This is a genomic window from Methanoregula sp. (genome assembly GCF_041645475.1).
Classification (GTDB): domain Archaea; phylum Halobacteriota; class Methanomicrobia; order Methanomicrobiales; family Methanospirillaceae; genus Methanoregula.
This window is the reverse complement of record NZ_JBAZQA010000013.1, coordinates 57,005-72,942: the sequence shown is the minus strand read 5'-3', so window position 1 is coordinate 72,942 and position 15,938 is coordinate 57,005. Positions and strand designations below refer to the sequence as shown.

21 protein-coding genes are annotated in these 15,938 nt (G+C 54.8%); 4 read left to right on the top strand and 17 right to left on the bottom strand.

The window, feature by feature from the left end:
- Positions 1-662: 662 nt before the first annotated feature.
- Positions 663-1,670: a sensor histidine kinase gene (locus WC598_RS11020; protein ID WP_372961550.1), complete on the top strand. Its 1,008-nt coding sequence runs from the start codon at positions 663-665 to the stop codon at positions 1,668-1,670.
- A gap of 92 nt (positions 1,671-1,762) precedes the next feature.
- Here the strand turns inward: WC598_RS11020 and WC598_RS11015 are convergent, their stop codons facing one another.
- The 7 genes from WC598_RS11015 to WC598_RS10985 are packed head-to-tail and all read right to left on the bottom strand — an operon-like array spanning position 1,763 to position 6,028.
- The gene (locus tag WC598_RS11015) at positions 1,763-2,461 is read right to left on the bottom strand and encodes a tetrahydromethanopterin S-methyltransferase subunit A (protein WP_372961549.1); all 699 of its coding nucleotides are present in this window, start codon (positions 2,459-2,461) and stop codon (positions 1,763-1,765) included.
- Positions 2,454-2,873: an arsenate reductase ArsC gene (locus tag WC598_RS11010; protein WP_372961548.1), complete on the bottom strand. Its 420-nt coding sequence runs from the start codon at positions 2,871-2,873 to the stop codon at positions 2,454-2,456. Before WC598_RS11010 ends, WC598_RS11015 begins: the two co-directional genes overlap by 8 nt.
- 18 nt (positions 2,874-2,891) lie before the next feature.
- Positions 2,892-3,965: an ACR3 family arsenite efflux transporter gene (arsB, locus tag WC598_RS11005; protein WP_372961579.1), complete on the bottom strand. Its 1,074-nt coding sequence runs from the start codon at positions 3,963-3,965 to the stop codon at positions 2,892-2,894.
- Positions 3,966-3,989: 24 nt separating this feature from the next.
- Positions 3,990-4,949 carry a permease gene (locus tag WC598_RS11000; RefSeq protein ID WP_372961547.1) on the bottom strand — a complete coding sequence of 320 codons (960 nt, stop codon included), beginning with the start codon at positions 4,947-4,949 and terminating at the stop codon, positions 3,990-3,992.
- Between the two features lie 5 nt (positions 4,950-4,954).
- Positions 4,955-5,302 (bottom strand): putative zinc-binding protein, encoded by a 348-nt coding sequence (locus WC598_RS10995; protein ID WP_372961546.1) that lies wholly within the window; start codon positions 5,300-5,302, stop codon positions 4,955-4,957.
- Between the two features lie 6 nt (positions 5,303-5,308).
- Positions 5,309-5,587 carry a hypothetical protein gene (locus WC598_RS10990; RefSeq protein ID WP_372961545.1) on the bottom strand — a complete coding sequence of 93 codons (279 nt, stop codon included), beginning with the start codon at positions 5,585-5,587 and terminating at the stop codon, positions 5,309-5,311.
- 57 nt (positions 5,588-5,644) lie between these two features.
- Positions 5,645-6,028 carry a putative zinc-binding protein gene (locus tag WC598_RS10985; protein ID WP_372961544.1) on the bottom strand — a complete coding sequence of 128 codons (384 nt, stop codon included), beginning with the start codon at positions 6,026-6,028 and terminating at the stop codon, positions 5,645-5,647.
- A gap of 80 nt (positions 6,029-6,108) precedes the next feature.
- Here WC598_RS10985 and WC598_RS10980 point away from each other — a divergent pair, with 80 nt between their 5' ends.
- Positions 6,109-6,495, top strand: a complete 387-nt coding sequence (locus WC598_RS10980) for an ArsR/SmtB family transcription factor (RefSeq protein ID WP_372961543.1) — start codon at positions 6,109-6,111, stop codon at positions 6,493-6,495.
- 26 nt (positions 6,496-6,521) lie between these two features.
- On the opposite strand, the gene WC598_RS10975 is transcribed toward WC598_RS10980, so the two are convergent.
- Both WC598_RS10975 and WC598_RS10970 read right to left on the bottom strand, forming a co-directional pair.
- Positions 6,522-7,808 (bottom strand): GntP family permease, encoded by a 1,287-nt coding sequence (locus WC598_RS10975; RefSeq protein ID WP_372961542.1) that lies wholly within the window; start codon positions 7,806-7,808, stop codon positions 6,522-6,524.
- 103 nt (positions 7,809-7,911) lie between these two features.
- Positions 7,912-8,286, bottom strand: a complete 375-nt coding sequence (locus WC598_RS10970) for an ArsR/SmtB family transcription factor (protein ID WP_372961541.1) — start codon at positions 8,284-8,286, stop codon at positions 7,912-7,914.
- 140 nt (positions 8,287-8,426) lie between these two features.
- Here WC598_RS10970 and WC598_RS10965 point away from each other — a divergent pair, with 140 nt between their 5' ends.
- The gene (locus WC598_RS10965) at positions 8,427-9,437 is read left to right on the top strand and encodes a putative zinc-binding protein (protein WP_372961540.1); all 1,011 of its coding nucleotides are present in this window, start codon (positions 8,427-8,429) and stop codon (positions 9,435-9,437) included.
- 95 nt (positions 9,438-9,532) lie between these two features.
- Here the strand turns inward: WC598_RS10965 and WC598_RS10960 are convergent, their stop codons facing one another.
- The gene (locus tag WC598_RS10960; protein ID WP_372961539.1) at positions 9,533-10,348 is read right to left on the bottom strand and encodes a methyltransferase domain-containing protein; all 816 of its coding nucleotides are present in this window, start codon (positions 10,346-10,348) and stop codon (positions 9,533-9,535) included.
- 263 nt (positions 10,349-10,611) lie between these two features.
- Here WC598_RS10960 and WC598_RS10955 point away from each other — a divergent pair, with 263 nt between their 5' ends.
- Entirely contained in the window at positions 10,612-11,445 is an 834-nt protein-coding gene (locus WC598_RS10955; RefSeq protein ID WP_372961538.1) for an NAD(P)H-dependent oxidoreductase, read from the top strand.
- Positions 11,446-11,472: 27 nt separating this feature from the next.
- Here WC598_RS10955 and WC598_RS10950 read toward each other — a convergent pair whose 3' ends face one another.
- The 7 genes from WC598_RS10950 to WC598_RS10920 form a co-directional block, all read right to left on the bottom strand.
- Complete coding sequence (locus tag WC598_RS10950; protein ID WP_372961537.1) at positions 11,473-11,691, bottom strand: helix-turn-helix transcriptional regulator; 219 nt, start codon at positions 11,689-11,691, stop codon at positions 11,473-11,475.
- Entirely contained in the window at positions 11,688-12,080 is a 393-nt protein-coding gene (locus WC598_RS10945) for a DUF2178 domain-containing protein (RefSeq protein WP_372961536.1), read from the bottom strand. The genes WC598_RS10950 and WC598_RS10945 overlap by 4 nt, the downstream gene beginning before the upstream one ends.
- A 15-nt stretch (positions 12,081-12,095) precedes the next feature.
- Positions 12,096-12,389, bottom strand: coding sequence for a hypothetical protein (locus WC598_RS10940; protein WP_372961535.1), 294 nt, complete (start codon positions 12,387-12,389; stop codon positions 12,096-12,098).
- A 156-nt stretch (positions 12,390-12,545) separates the two neighbouring features.
- Positions 12,546-12,683 (bottom strand): hypothetical protein, encoded by a 138-nt coding sequence (locus WC598_RS10935; RefSeq protein WP_372961534.1) that lies wholly within the window; start codon positions 12,681-12,683, stop codon positions 12,546-12,548.
- An 11-nt stretch (positions 12,684-12,694) separates the two neighbouring features.
- Complete coding sequence (locus WC598_RS10930; protein WP_372961533.1) at positions 12,695-13,198, bottom strand: hypothetical protein; 504 nt, start codon at positions 13,196-13,198, stop codon at positions 12,695-12,697.
- A gap of 449 nt (positions 13,199-13,647) precedes the next feature.
- Positions 13,648-14,016, bottom strand: a complete 369-nt coding sequence (locus WC598_RS10925) for a hypothetical protein (RefSeq protein ID WP_372961532.1) — start codon at positions 14,014-14,016, stop codon at positions 13,648-13,650.
- A 10-nt stretch (positions 14,017-14,026) separates the two neighbouring features.
- Positions 14,027-15,532: a hypothetical protein gene (locus WC598_RS10920; protein ID WP_372961531.1), complete on the bottom strand. Its 1,506-nt coding sequence runs from the start codon at positions 15,530-15,532 to the stop codon at positions 14,027-14,029.
- Positions 15,533-15,938: the final 406 nt, after the last annotated feature.

Here is a 15,938-nt window from a genome sequence, read left to right as displayed (position 1 = left end):
TGCCGGGGCATGCTGAACCCGGTAGATCGTCCCATTTCAGGAGATATTCCCGTATGTGACGGGCAGGTTGCGGCAAAAATGTCCTCTTTCCGGGGGTATATTTCTTACAAGAACTACTGATAGATGGTAGCACAACGTTTCGAAACGGAATGTTTGGAGGAATACCCGTGTGTAGTCATATGCGTCCCTGTTACGTATCCGGCGTATCGATGATGACTACAATGCACACCGGGCTGCACCCCTGCCCGGAAGGATATTCCTATGACATCAGTACAATCAGACCCGGCCCAATCCCTGCCGCAGTCTCCCGCTGTCCTGCCGGGCCCTGAATCATCCCTTTCAATCGGGATTTCCATGACCCTGGCAGAGATCAATCGGGACGAATGGTGGGATAAATAAAACAGAATGGGATAACGTATCTTCAGGGAAGTAAAATCCCATTCATGGTTTCCTGACAAACCCCTGCCTATTCTTCAACCGCTCGCGATCCTGGGCCCGCCGCTCGGATCACAGAGCAAATTCCTCATCAGACCGGCCCGGTTCTCCGTGATCACACCGTTATTCGTTCCGGTGCAGACACCGGGAGCACAAAAGATACAAGAACATGGGAGTGATAAAAATACAACCAGACTCCGGACCAGACTCCGGTATTGCTTGATTCTATGCCTACCAAAAACTGTTGGGAATTCCGGAAGTGCGGCAGAGAGCCCGGCGGGGCAAGCGCTCACGAGCTCGGGCCGTGTCCTGCGGCTACCGAGACAAGGGCCGACCGGGTGAATGGCGGGAAGAACGCCGGCCGGACCTGCTGGGCAATTGCCGGAACCATGTGTGGCGGGAAAGTAACAGGAACGTACGCGTCCAAGACAGCCGACTGCCACACCTGTGAGTTTTACCAACGCGTCCACCATGATCTCAAAGATGCCGATCCATCCCGGATCCTCGACATTGTTCTGGAGCGGACCTCGGCCCTGGAACATGAGATAGAACAGCGCAAACAGGCCGAGGAAGCCCTCCGGCAGGCAAACACGAAGATCAACCTGCTCTCCAGTATCACCCGGCATGACATGCTCAACAAGATCCATACCGTCAGCATTCTGACGGAACTTATGGAGAAGGACTGCGGCCAGGATCGTGCGCTTGCCGATCGCCTCGCGATTATCGAGAACCAGCTCAAAGACCTTGAAGAGATGGTCTGGTTCACGCGGGATTACCAGGACCTCGGGGTCCAGGCACCCACATGGCAGATCATTCCCACGGTGATCAATGGAATCCGGACCTGGGCCACCTCAATTCCCGTTGAGACGGATCCCCTTCTTGCCCACTATGAGATCTATGCAGACCCGCTGCTCGCAAAGGTGTTTTACAACCTTGTTGACAATGCAGCCCGGCACGGAGAGCGAGCAACACGGATCCGGGTCTCCGGAAGCGTGCAGCCGGATGGGTTTGTTATCCGCTGGGAGGATGACGGCGTAGGGGTCAGGGCAGGTGAGAAAGAGAGGATATTTGTAAAGGGACACGGGAAAAATACCGGCCTTGGCCTCTTCCTGGTCCGGGAGATCCTCTCCATCACCGGTATAACCATAACCGAGAAAGGGACACCCGGGACGGGGGCGCTCTTCGAGATGGTTGTACCGGAAGGTGCATACCGGCAGATATCAGCGGATGAGTGACTCCAGGGCTGCCTACAGGCACGTATCCCGGTTGTTCACCTTCGCATTCAAGGGAAAAAGAGTGCGGGGAAGATCTTACCGGCTGCCGGATCTCATCCGTCATTCCCGTTACCGGCAGAGGACGTTTTCTGCTTCTGCTTCAGCCGCTCGATGAGAGCCTGAGCCTTCTGCTTGGCCGCCCGTTCCGCATCATCGCCCGGCTCGGCCCATGGCTGCGTGACCTTCCAGGTAAGCTTCCCACTCATCGGGGGTTCCGGAAAGGCGCCGGGATCGCAGAGCATCTGTCCCCGGAACTCCACCGGTTTTTCCTGGAAGCAGGACCAGACCGCTTTACGGATCATGGATTCATCCTGGAACTGGCAGTCAACAAGGGTCAGCTGTTCGCGGAACCGCTGGATGAATCCGGCCGGGACATTGTACAGTACAGCGGTGAGCCCTGTGGTCCCGAGGATCCGTTTCTTCTCGTCCACCCCGTTTTTGAACAAGGCTTTGATGGCATCGCCGGTCTTATGCCCCTCCGACTCCGGCCCCCCGAGGATCAGGTAGCGGATATTCGGGTTTGCCACGATATTGCAGATGATCTTCTCAATGCCGATGTTCGCGGTCTGCAAGGTGCCCGATAGTGCAGCCCCGCTCTCAACACCGGTCCGGACGAGTTTCTCGATTTCAGGCGGAATCTCTTCGGCATCATACGTAAGGATGATGACAACCGCGGCCGGGGAGTAATCATTCCCCCGGAGGTACCGTCCCTCTTCGGGGGGATACTCCGGATGTGGAGTTACTTTAAGCATGGATACTTCCGAATTTCACATCGATCCACCGGATGATCTCGTCCCGCACCTTCCGGAACCCGGCCCGTATTTCCTCATCAGACCCGGTGAAGGCTGAAGGGTCCAAAAAGCTTTGGTGAATGACTTCCCCCGCTCCCGGAAAGAACGGGCAGGCCCCGTGTGCGGAATCGCAGACGGTTACTACGGTCCCGATTTCTTGTCCGAAGAACTCATCGATCAGTTTTGACCGGTGTCCGGAGATATCGATCCCGATCTCGTTCATCACGGCGATTGCCATCGGATGGACCCGGGTTACTTCCGTCCCGGCGCTGAATGCTTCGTACCGGTCACCGTATTTTGCCTTCATGTACCCTTCCGCCATCTGAGAGCGGGAGGAGTTGTACGTGCAGATGAACAGGATATTCTTTTTCATAATTACCTCGCTTTTCGTTCACCGCACCGGCGTGCTGCACGTACCGTCATTCTTTCCGCCATACCATTTCTCCCGGAGCCAGAGCGAGACGTTCACGAGCCCGATCAGGACCGGCACCTCGACAAGCGGCCCGATGACCGTTGCAAATGCCACCGGTGATGCTATGCCAAAGACCGCAATCGCAACCGCAATCGCAAGCTCGAAGTTGTTGGATGCGGCAGTGAACGAGAGCGACGCGGACTTCGCGTAATCAACCCCGACCCGGTGTGCCATCCAGAAACTGGCAAAGAACATGATGACAAAGTAGCAGAGCAGCGGGAGTGCGACCCGGACAACGTCGAAGGGAACGTTCACGATATACTCGCCTTTCAGGGAGAACATCACGATGATCGTAAAGAGCAGGGCAACAAGCGTGACTGGCGAGATCTTTGGTATGAAGACCTGCTCGTACCACTCCTTTGACTTCACCCGGAGCAGGACATACCGCGTGACCATGCCGGCAATGAACGGGATACCGAGGTAGATGAAGACACTGGTTGCTATCTGGAGAATCGTAATCGGAACTTCCGAACCGGCCCCGATACCGAGCAGCGGGGGAAGGTACGTGATGAAGAACCAGGCATAGACCGAGTAGAAGAAGACCTGGAAGAGCGAGTTCATACCCACGATGGCGGCACAGTACTCCGAATCGCCTTCGGCCAGATCGTTCCAGACGATCACCATCGCAATACAACGGGCGATCCCGACAAGGATGAGCCCGTACATGAAGAGCGGCTGGTCGCGGAGGAAGACAACGGCGAGAAGGAACATCAGGCCCGGCCCGACAATCCAGTTCTGGACAACGGATAAGGCCAGCACTTTTGTATTCCGGAATACGTTTCCCAGCTCCTCGTACTTCACCTTCGCGAGTGGCGGGTACATCATCAGGATGAGCCCGGCCGCAATCGGGATTGAGGTGGTTCCTATCGAAAGACCGGTGATCAGTGCCGGCACTGATGGTGAAAAATAGCCGATTGCGATACCGACCGCCATTGCCAGAAAGATCCAGAGGGTCAGGTACCGGTCGAGGAAGGAGAGTTGTTTTACTGCCATCATGGTAATCGTCCAGTTATTTCATTATCCCAGTATTGCATTAAACAGGTAGCCCGTCAGGGTGAAGGAGATGAACAGGATCCCGGCAAAGACCGCGAGCAGTTTGATCCGGATCACTTTCCTGAGGATGATCATCTCGGGAAGGGAGAGCCCGATGACTGCCATCATGAATGCCAGTGCGGTTCCCATAGCCATGCCTTTTGCCGTGAGCACCTGCATAATCGGGATCATGCCGGCGGCGTTCGAGTAGAGCGGGATGCCAATCAGAACCGCGATGGGGACCGCAAGCGGGTTATCCGGGCCTGCGATATTAAGAAGGAAATCCGCCGGGGCGTAACCGTGGATGACAGCACCAATGGCAATACCGAGGACGATGTAGGGAATCACTTTCAGGGTGATACTCTTGGATTCGCTGATCCCGAAATCGACCCGGTCTTTCCAGGTCATCGGTTTGTCGGCCTTATCATGCATCTTGCATTTCCAGACAAACTCCTCGACTTCCCCCTCCAGGTGAAGACGCCCGATGATGATACCGGCCACAATCGCGATGATAAGCCCGGAGACGATATAGATAAGCGCTATCTGCCAGCCGAACATGGCAAAGAGCATGGCAGCCGCTACCTCGTTGATGAGCGGGGACGCGATCAAAAACGAGAAGGTGATGCCAAGCGGCACACCGCTCTCGACAAAGCCGATGAAGAGCGGGACGGCCGAACAGGAACAGAACGGCGTGGGGATACCGAGAAGTGCGGCCACCACATTGCCCACCCCTTCTGAGCGTCCCGCCACCCACTTCTTCACTTTTTGTGGGGTGATGAAGGTGCGGACAATCCCTACTGCAAAGACTATCACGGCGAGAAGCAGCGAGACCCAGATGATGTCATTGACAAAGAAGTTCACGGACGAAGCAAGGGGACTGCCCGGGGCCAGGCCAAGAACCGAATAGGTCACCCAGTCGGCAAACAATTGTAAATAATTCTGCATGATATTTAGTCCTCCTGCAGGAGTCCGGTGACCGCCTTCACAACGGTTTCAATCTCATCGAACCGGACATCCGCCATACCGTTTTTCTCAATCCCGAGATCCGTTGTAATGATGTGCCGGTACCGCCCGGTATTTGTTCCAGCGAGTTTTTTTGTTGCACAGCAATCACGGCAGCCTTCTATGACAATTACCTCATCCGAACCGCGGATCTCCTCGTCCAGGGATGCCGCAGATTTCTTTACACTGGTCCAGATAAACCGGCCCGGCCATCGTTGCATCAGGGTCTGGGCTGCCTGGGTTGTCAGCTTGCCGGTATTCGAGACACCGGAACAGGTAACAAGTACAATGGTCATGTGATCCTACCCGGCCCGTTCATCCCGTTTTCTGATGACCCGGTTATACTCTTCCAGGATGGCCTCTGCATAGGCATCCTCGGTTGCCGGCGGAATGTAATTGCAGGCCCGGATCCTTGTCATGAGGGCAGTGCGGATTGCAGCGCTGCTGGTATGTCTCTCATCAGCAACAGCTGCGATGCTCTCGTCCAGCCGGGTGATTCCCGTCATCATCCCGTTTACCTTCAGCTTCCGTATCCTCCAGAGGGCATCTGCCGCACAGCAGGGAATTTTATCATGGGACATCAGCTTCACATCCTTGTTTTGAAATGACGGGGAACCTGGTGCGGGCAACGGGCACAGTTACCGGTTCCTGATCGCATTGACAACAACCTGCACGTCGCTCTCACTGAAGGCGGGGCCGGGCGTCTTGGTGATACCGAGGTCCGTGATCAGGACATAGCGGTCGATAAGAAGCCCTTTGTCGTCCAGGATCTTCTTTGCGCAGGCCACCGGGCAGCCATCAATGACGATCCGCTCATCGGCTGCTTTTCCCACTCCGATGAGTTTCTCTATGCCTCCGCCAACTCCCGCAAGGCAGGAACCGCCGCCATATCCTTCACGGGCAAGCTGGCAGGCTGCTGCATTGGCGAGCTGGCCGACATTCGATCCTATACCGGAGCAGGAGTAGATGATCCGGTTCTTTCCTTCTGCCCCGCAGCTGCAGGATTTCCTCTGTGCTTCCATGGTCCACCTTAATTCAAATTTTGTTGAATTAGAATAAACAGGGCAAGGTTATATATCTTTTGATTTCAGATTATTTTGAAGTGAAACGCGTTACCCTGTCCTGCTGCGGGACAAAAAAGAAGACGGGATCCAAGGAAACGGATATGGAGATCCCCGAGCAGGTCCAGAAGGAACTTGAGGCGCTGGGCGGGTTCGACAGTCTTGCCGGACGCATTCCCCAAAAAGAAGTGCTCGAAGAGCAGAGCCGGATCCATCACGCGCTCGCCGACCCGCTCCGGCTCACGATCCTCCACCTCATCCGCGACCAGCCGCTCTGCGTCTGCGTCATCAACCGCTTTATGCGCCTGGCCGGTTCCAAGCTCTCCTATCACTTGAATATCTTAAAAGAGAGCGGCCTTATCGAGGGGGAGTACTGCGGCAACTGGATCATCTACTCCTTAACGGAGACCGGCCGGAAATATATCTGATCCTCCCGGCAGGTCCCTCCTTTTTTTTACCGGAATACAAAGAACTCCAGGGCAAGGGCGGCGATAAGGATCACGACGCCCGCCAGGGCAACCGGCAGCGTGTAATTTTTTACAACGGTCCCGATACCATCGCCGGTTGTCCGCTGGACCAGCCAGAAATACGGGTCGGTCACAAACGAGATAAAACAGGAACCGGCACTTATCAGGAGGATGAGCGGAATGGGGTGGATGGCACTGGTCACCACCGATCCGGCCAGGACCTCGGCCGTGATGACCGCGGTGACTACGCGGGATCCCTGCGCCGTCTCGATCAGGGCTGCAAAGAGGAACGGGATAAGGATGACCGGGATAAGGAGCGTCATCTGCTGGAGCGCTCCCTCGGTAAAGCCGCTGTGCACGATCACGTACCCGAGCGCACCTGCCCCGCAGATATCGAAGATGATCAGGCCGGCATGCTTTGCACCCTTTGTCATCCCCGTAGTACGGACCGCCGGGGCTGCAAGGGCAATGGCGGTCACCGCACCGACAAGCATGATGAAGTTCATGATGCCAACGTGCGAAAGGCCGAGGAGAAAGAAGGAGACGGGAATGGCAACGATGATCGCGATGAACGGGGCCCAGGCCCGCCAGTGGATCCCGGCATACCCGGCCTGGGGCAGGGGTAATGACGCCCCTGCCGGGCAGGATTCCGGGGCGTCACCGGTTCCAAAAGCCTTTGGGCTCGCGAAGCGGTAGAAGAGGATTGCCACGCCGAGCACCACAAGGGAGAGCGGGATGGCGATCGCATCGTACACGAGCGCGCTGGTATCCGCAGCAAAAGCGTTGAAGAGTGGGATGACCACCGGTGTCGGAAAGATGAGGGCATAGGAGATGATGCTGCCAACCGCTGCAAGGTAGAGGAGGAGGTTGCGCTTTGTTTTGTCCTTCGCCAGGCAGTCCAGGATCGGGTTCAGCATCACGTAGGCCGTGACGCAGCAGGTGATCGGTACCGCGAGGAGGTAGCCCGAGAACCCGGCAAGCGTCGGGGGGTGTTTGACAACGCGGCGGACATCCGAGACGATCTCCCCGGTCTGGTGCTGCTCCTGCAGGAGAGCGGCTATCACGGCACCGCAGAAGATGATGATGCCAAACGCTGAGAAGACCTTTCCAAGGCCGGACACGACATCCACGAGCGTTGCGTCAAGGGTCATCCCCGCCATGAGCCCGAACAGGATCGCCCCGCCAACAAGTGTAAAGAACGGGGTGATCCTGAACTTAAGGCTCACGAGCGTGATGAGGGAAAGGGTGATGATGAACGCAAGGAGGAGGTCCATGGTATACTATACTGGCGGGGGCTAAAAAAAGACTGTGAAACGGTGCCGGAAAGATCGACCTCCGGGGCAGGGTAAAGCCGGGCTGGGTGGACCGCCCCGCACGTTACGGATCCCGTGGGGAAAACTGTGCCGTTGCAAGGAGTTTTTTGAGTTCGGGTCCACGACCGGGGAAGATCCGGTAGATCTTGTGGTTTGAGCGGTAGTAGGAATCGATAAGCCCGCCGCTTTTTAACTTTTTTAAGTTGTACGAGATGAGGTTCTGCGGTTCCTGAAAGATGTACCAGAACTCGCAGACGCAGTGGTCCCGGGCAAGGAGCATAAGGACTATCTTGAGCCGGAGCGGGTGGCTGAGCAGCTTCATGAGGTCCAGCAGTTCCGCAACGGTCTCCATCTCAAGCATCTCCGTCTCATAACGGAGCTCATCTTCCCAGTCGCTCCGGAGGGCGCAGTCGGCCGGGCAGCAGCGGGCAGTTGCCATACTAAAAAGTAAGCATACTCTCTTAAGAAGGGCTTGGTTTTGTTTTTGGACATCCATTTTGCCGGATTTCAATTTTATTTGAAATCCGATTCCGGGGTATATATCGGACCCGCTCCCACGCGTTAACCAGCGTGAGAACCATGGACCGTGAAACAATTAAGATAACAAAAGTGACCGGGAAATGCCCGGCCTGCGAGGACTATTCGGAAAAGAACTCGACAACCCCGCCGAAGATCGCGGTGATGGCCTGCGAAGGGGCGTGTGCCCGGGGCGAGGTTGCCCGAAGGGCGGCAAACCTGGTGGCCCACCGGCTTGCAACGGATTCGACCGTTCGGATCTGTCTCGGGGGAGCGTTCACGAAAGATACAGGCCAGCGGAACCTTGTACGGCGGGCGGAGAGGGTGATCGCGATCGAGGGATGCTTCATCAACTGTTCTTCCCGGATGATGGAGGGCGTTCTTCCGGAACTGAAACCTGAAATTGTCCGGGCAGACCTGATCTATAATCTCGACCTCCCGTTCGGCATTGACGAGGTACCGGACGAGATGTTCACGATCTATGCTCACCAGGTAGCAGAGCGGGTTGTGCGGGATTCCCTGAAGGGATCTGCGGCTCCCGCCACCAGCAAGCCCCCGGCGTGCGGCACCGGCCCGGCACCGGCCGACTGTGGCTGCAGCACCGCACCCGTCTCCTGCAGCGCGGGACCGGCGTGTTCAACGAAAAACACGGATACCCCGCAGTACCTGACGGCAGATGTGGTGAACGTCCGGTGGGGTGGCAAAACGGCATTCCACGCAGAGAACACCCGGGGCGGCACCCTGGTCATGGATGATGGTCCGGCGAACTGCTCCGCCGTTGAGGTCCTGATGGCATCGCTTGGAGGGTGTGTGAGCACGGCCCTCCTTGGACAACTGCTAAAAGACGAGGCCGGGGTCAGGGCACTCCAGGTTAACGTTGCCGGGACCCGGAAGGCCGGACTTCCCGCAGCATATGAAAAGATCCACGTTGTATTTTCCCTCGAGGTGAACCGGAAGGACGCGATCCTTGAGGTTATGATCCGTCAGGCGATGACGGTCTTATGCCCGGTTGCTGTCACGCTCGGGCTGGCAGCGGAAGTGACGTGGGAATTCCGGCGCATGAAAGCGGATTAATCTTTTTTTTCTCGGAATGTGACCAAAAGGGTGGAAGAGTTAAAAAAAAGGATCAGGACCTGGCTTGTCCACCGGCAGGATCGGGGATCCTGTGATCAGCCCCGTTTCGTTCCCGTCACGAGGTAAAAGGTCAGTGAACTGAAGAACTGCCCGGCGGCATCAGCCCGGGCATGTTCTTTTGCCCAGACTTCTGCCTCCCGGGAGCTGACAATGCCGGCGCGGACAGCAAGAGTTGCCGTTGTTTCGAGATCAAAGATCCTCCGGGCAAGCGGCAGGCTGGTGAGCACCAGGCTTACCGGTGCCACATCAACATCGGCAAGTCCCGCGGCAGAAAATCCCGCATGCAGGGACCGGCCTGCCCAGCCGGAGGGAATATGATCGCACCAGAAGTTCAGGATCTTCCGGGTAACGCCGCATTCGCCCGGTGAGAGGACGAAGGTCTCCCAGTCGGGTTCAAAGACCACGATCTTCCCATCCGTGCGGGTCACCCGTGCCATCTCCATGAGAACAACAGCGGGATCGTTTGTATGCTGGAGTACGCGGTCCGCCCGCACGGCATCGAAGGAATTATCCAGAAAGGCAAGATTCGATGCATCGCACAGCAGGTAGCCGGGCGCCGGACTTCCGGCACCCTCACGGGCCCGGGCCGAGACAAGCATCGTGCTGCTCACATCGATGCCGGTCACCCGGCCTTCCGACCCGGCCATAGCGGCAAGGATGGTCGCATCCACGCCGTTCCCGCAACCGATCTCAAGCACCGATGCACCGGGCCGGAGTGCGAGGTTCTGGAAACTCCGGCGTTTGCATTCCTGGAAGAACGGCAGTGAGTGGATCAGGTCGAGATACGAAACAAAGGAGCCGGCATCTCCTGCGCCATCAACAGCGGCAAACCCGGAAGCAAAGGAATCCATGGTATTCACGAACGATTATTTTTGACTACGTATGTTGTCGTTTCCTGCATTTCAAAATTGGGAGAAAGGGATCGGCAAAGCCGTATCACCCCTTTCACGGCCCCGTGACAAACGGAGGGCTCTGACCGTTTTGCACCGGGCATCCGAACCGGAAGCGGACTGATACCGGCAACCGGCAGATCCCTCAAGTTACCAGCAGAGTTATTTTTTACTGAGGCCTATGAACATTCAGGCCAAACCAGGTACCCGCGAGGATGAGGGACATGACAGATATGACAGACAATGAGAAACCAGAAATCGGCCCCGGTCGGGAGACCGTCTGGAGATGCCCGGTCTGCGGCTTTGTTTTTACCGGTGAGAAGCCACCCATGGGGTGCCCGGTCTGCCACAGCCCGTCCCATGAATTCATAGAAAAGAAAGAGCACCGGCAGCTCACTTACGATGGCAAACCCTTCGAGGTCCTGCTCATCAACGGCAGCACCCACCGGGCGGGAAATACCGGCTACATGGCCGATATTGCCGGGGCACTGCTGAACGAACGGGGCGTGAGTTACCGCAGGTTCAACCTGACGGAATATACCATCGATTACTGCTGGTGCTGTTACGCCGTGCGGGCCGGGTCTTGTACCTACCCGTGCCGGAACAAGAAGGACGACATGCCGGCGTTCCACCAGATGATTGCCGCATCAAAGGCGGTGATTGTTGCATCCCCGATCAACTGGAACAACATGTCGGTAAGGCTCAAGACGTTCCTTGACCGGACAACCTGCATGGAGAACCTGTACCACATGGAAAAGCCCGGGCTGACCGCAGGGAAAGTGGCCGGGATCCTTGTCAACGGCCACGAGGACGGGGCCATCAAGACAGCCATGGACATCTGGCTCAACTTCCAGCAGCTCGGGTTCGTGCTCGCCCCGTTCGGGATCGCATTCCGGACGCACGGGTCGGCGTTCAACAGCAGCACGGACCGGGAGTTCTTCCGGAGCGACGAGCTGATCGTCCGGCATACCCGGGGCGTTGTGAACAACGTCATCGAAATGATGCAGCTCGATGTTGAGGCGAAGCTGAAGGACCGGCTGGTGCCGGTTACGGAATGATCGCCGGGCCTCCACGCTTTTTTCTTATCAGAGCGGGGGGTCGGCCCGATCCTGTTTTTCCCGGATAAAGATCTTTTCAATCGGGACTTCGAAGAGGTCAGACATCCTGAACGCGAGGCTGAGTGACGGGTCGTAGCGCTCGTTCTCGATCGCAATGATCGTGTGCCTTGTTACGCTGAGTTTCTCCGCGAGTTGTTCCTGCGTGAGGTTGTGCACTGCCCGGAAGATCCGCAGTTTGTTCTTCATGGCCCGTTCCCGCGGAGGGTATGCGAGTACCAGATCGAAGTTGCAATGTACAGGATTGCAAGGGTGACTAAGAACGCAGCGATGGTTAAGCCGGCCTGGTCGTAGTTGTTTTCGGGACTGCTCACCGTGATGAGGATGATGCCGATTACCGCAAAGAGGATCGCGGTGGCGTTCATTGTCAGGCTCGCAGCTTTCTGTCCCACGAGATTTGTCCACTCGTCTTCGATGACCGGGCTGACACTTCTCTTAAGGTACCAGATGAGGAGGCCTGCGGCACACATGGAGATGATCGCGATCGCGGCAATGCCGGACTTTACGCCGTACATGACGCCGGCGATCATCGCGATGAAACAAATGATCCCGGCAATTGTTGCATGATTTTTCTGCATGGAACACTTCCCCATTCAGATAGCGTAGACCGCGATGATCCCGAGGGTCATGAGGATGCACGCACCCATCCAGAGCACCGTCCGCGTTGACGAGCCGGAGGTTTCCTTATCTGCAAACGGGTACGAGACGATGAACCCCATGTAGATGATGATGTACAGGATCATGGTGGATGAGAGCTGTTCGGCCGGGACAAGGAGGACATTTTTTAAAACCACGGTGAGCAGGATAAGGCAGATCCCGGCAGTGAGCGGGACGAGGAGGCGCCCGTTCGACAGTACGGAGGGAATGCGGGTACAGAAGCCGGTCATGGGAAGCCCCCGATTTTGTTTATATACGTACGAGAGTGCATGTTAAGTATTATCTACATTATGGTATTAAAACTTACCATTAACGGGAGAGTGGGACGAAAAAGGGATTCGTATCAGAAAATATGGCCGGGGAGGCTTTCCTCCCCCCATCTTTTTTCAGGGTTTGGTTGTGCCGTTCCGGTCTTCCATGTGGTCGAGGACCCGGTCCCAGATCACGAGAAGGCCCGGGATGACAACGTAGGCGAGCAGTCCCGTGCCGAGGAACGCTCCGGTGAGGATGAGTTCGTTGTCCATCTCACTCCACCTCAGGCAAGGGCCGCAACGCCGTCCGCCCAGGTCTCGATGCGGGTCCGGATCGCGTCGTCCTGGTAGGAGGAGACGGTCACCTGCCGGCGTGAGAGGTTCACGAAGTACAGTTCGCCGTTGGGGTCGTGGCACTTCAGGGTTGCCGAGAAGCTGTCATTGTCGGCATCGTGGATCGGTGTCCCGCCATGGGCCGTGTTGTTCGCGGTGTTGGCGATTACGGCGGCGATGCCGTCATTGAACCCGGCAAGGGTGCCGTAACTCTCGTTGCCCCGTCCCACGATATCGGCATTGGCATCCTGGTACTTGAATTTGGCCGTGTAGGTCTCGCGGGTTTTCTGTACGGGCGGGTGGTTGGCACCCGAGCTCATATACGATACACACCCGAACGGGTTGTTCAGGATAACGGACTGGACAATGGTGTTGAACGCACTGATGTCCGCAATCGGGTCCGCAAGCCTGCGGATCGCACTTTTCACAATGGTGTTCTGCGTAAAGTCTGCCATTTCTGGTTTCTCCTTTTTCTTTGTTGTCGCGGGGCGCCCTTTGACATACCATCATTGGCAGTGGGGATATAACGGATAATTCGCGGGGGTGGAATCGGGGCCGGATACAGGTTGTTTTAGTGGATCGGCCGGAACCGGCGCTGCGGAATTGGTACCGTGCGGGGAGAAAAAGAGACGGGGAAAAGAACAATCAGGGTGACGGGGGTGCCGGCAGCTCTGATAATGCTGGTTTTCTCTCCAACAATGGGGGTTACACGGGCCTGCTCCATATTTTTTATGAGCCGCCGTGTATGCCGTCACATCCACCGGTTCCGCGTTCGGGATAGTCATGTCTGCTGTGCATCCCACAATGATTCCGGGAGGGTTACCGTAAACCGGGGGTTCATCCGGTGTATTGTGATTATCCGGAAAAAGGTGCATGTTGGTATAAATATATAAGGGGGTGGAGATTATGACAATGAGGAGCGTAGGAGAGGACATTTTACATATCGAAATGATTGCGGTGCAACGAACTGATCAATTACAGTGTGAGGATCAATCGGCTCTTCAAAGCGCTCAAGCTCTTCGATCCGGATTGCATACCCAGTATCCCGGTCAGAGAAATATTCAAAAAACTCGCGCTCACTGATGCCAGAAACATCACAGTATTGCTCCCACAAATAATCGGGATGCTCTTTGACAATTTTGCCAAGTCGAAAACGGGCGACAATTCTCTTCTGTGGAGAGGTGGAATAAATGTACACGGTTTTCACGGATTCATTCTTGAAGATCTGCTTGCGGAACTCGTACTGTTTTACTCCACTCAGGATCTCTTTCACATATTTTGGTTTAATGGAAAGCAAAACGCCGGTCAATTCCGCTCTTCTCCAATATCCACGTGTATTTTTCATTGGTCAATTCTGATATAGCTTGTGCTGGACCTTCGAGAATATGGTTATCGAGTAATTGCTTATAAATCACCGGCTGAGCGAAGTGAAAATGATGCGTAAAGAGTATGACAGTCAGAGGCTTTCGCATTTCTTCAATCTCCATCTGTGAGTATACAGTGCGCCGGGTGACGAGCTGTGAAATTTCATGAGGATCGGAGATCTTTGGGTGAAATGATTCAACGACACCTAAAGAAACGATCCCCTTAAGATCCTGTGACCGGTAGAACAGGATAAGATCCCCAGGATTAATTTTGAGGATATTTGAGTGCGTTATGTACACTTTCCTGATCGAATTGCCTTCCGGGTAAAATTCGCCAAAAAATTCTGACAGACCGATCCGTCGTCTTTTAAAATCCGTAAACAGGCGATCGTGATAAGATGGTTGTATCGGAACAATGAACTTTTTAACCGCTGGGCCATCGTAAAAACTGGGATAAAATAAATTGCTCATTGATAATGGCGTTAGCTCTGAACAGTTTTCCCGCGTGCAAATAAGTAATTTTGAAAAAATCGCTTCATCTCCCGGTTTCACAGCGACTTTAACAAAGCCATACTCGGTGATCAAATCTACAAGGCGATCCGGTTCTTTGATAAAATGGGTCAGGTAAATCTCATCAATCCGGTTCGAGATTGCAATATCGACCGCGAGACGGATGAATAATTCCCCTATTCTCTGGCCAACATGCGATACAATAAATGTTGCCAGTTTCAGTCGTTTTTTTCTCGGGAGCGGAGGAACCGCATCTGCGATCGCCTCGTCTTCAATCTTATAAATCAACAACGCACCGAGTAGGCCATCATTGCGGTAATTGACAAAACTCTTTCTCCCCTGTCTACAAATTCTTTCAAACCAGGAAAAAAAATCGGGAGAATACTCCTTTTTCAAAGTATCGAAAATCGGATCATTTATGTCCAGATTATGAACTGGAACCAGTTTGAGGGCCGGGGACGTAAATACACGGTCACGAACCAGATATTTTGAAAAATCCTCTAGGGCTTCTTCAATAAGGAAAACCCGATCAGTCAAATTTAATCTTGAGGCTTTCCGGTGAATGCCCCGGTCCTCGGTTATGAGAAAATCAACTGCATTTTTATGCAGGGCATATAGTAAGGAATTATCAACGGTATTCCATTCAAATGGAGAGACTTCGAGGATAGTTAAAAAAATGTCATCGGATTTTGCAGCAGGGGGTGATTCAAGAATTGAATATGCTTTGATCTTTGAAAGCATAACCGCCCGTAATGTCGTATCTTTTATACCCTCAACTTCATCATGGGACTGAGGATGAACAAGAATTGTTGCCTGAATATCACTTAATAATCGGGTGAGATTTTGTAAATCGTCGGAAAGAACCCGATCTGTTTCTCGATAAATGAATACATTCGTATCAATCAGAATTCGCATGAAATAACGATGATAATATGTTATCCAGCTCATAATAATTCTAACTAAATAATATTCCGTACAACTGGTTGAAATCTTAATTAGAAAACAGATACCTGCTTCAAGAAAAATGCGACATGAAGGAGAGTCATTTCCTTTTCACTCATGATCAAAGAGGGAAACCTCTACCCCCCGGCCCCCCCACCCACTTTGATCCGGGTGGGGGGTCACCCCCATACTCAGAAAAATGACCGAGGGGGGGCAGGCCCCCACTCCCCCTCCTCAAATGTGATAACCCGCTCCCGTTCTGCACCATCCGGCCCTTTGCTTCGCGGGGAGTTGCCGGCGGGACGGGGTTATTCCGGCCTTACTCAAAAACGGGTAGCGCCCGGGATTTCCCGGGCGGGAGGGGAGGGGGTGGACCCCC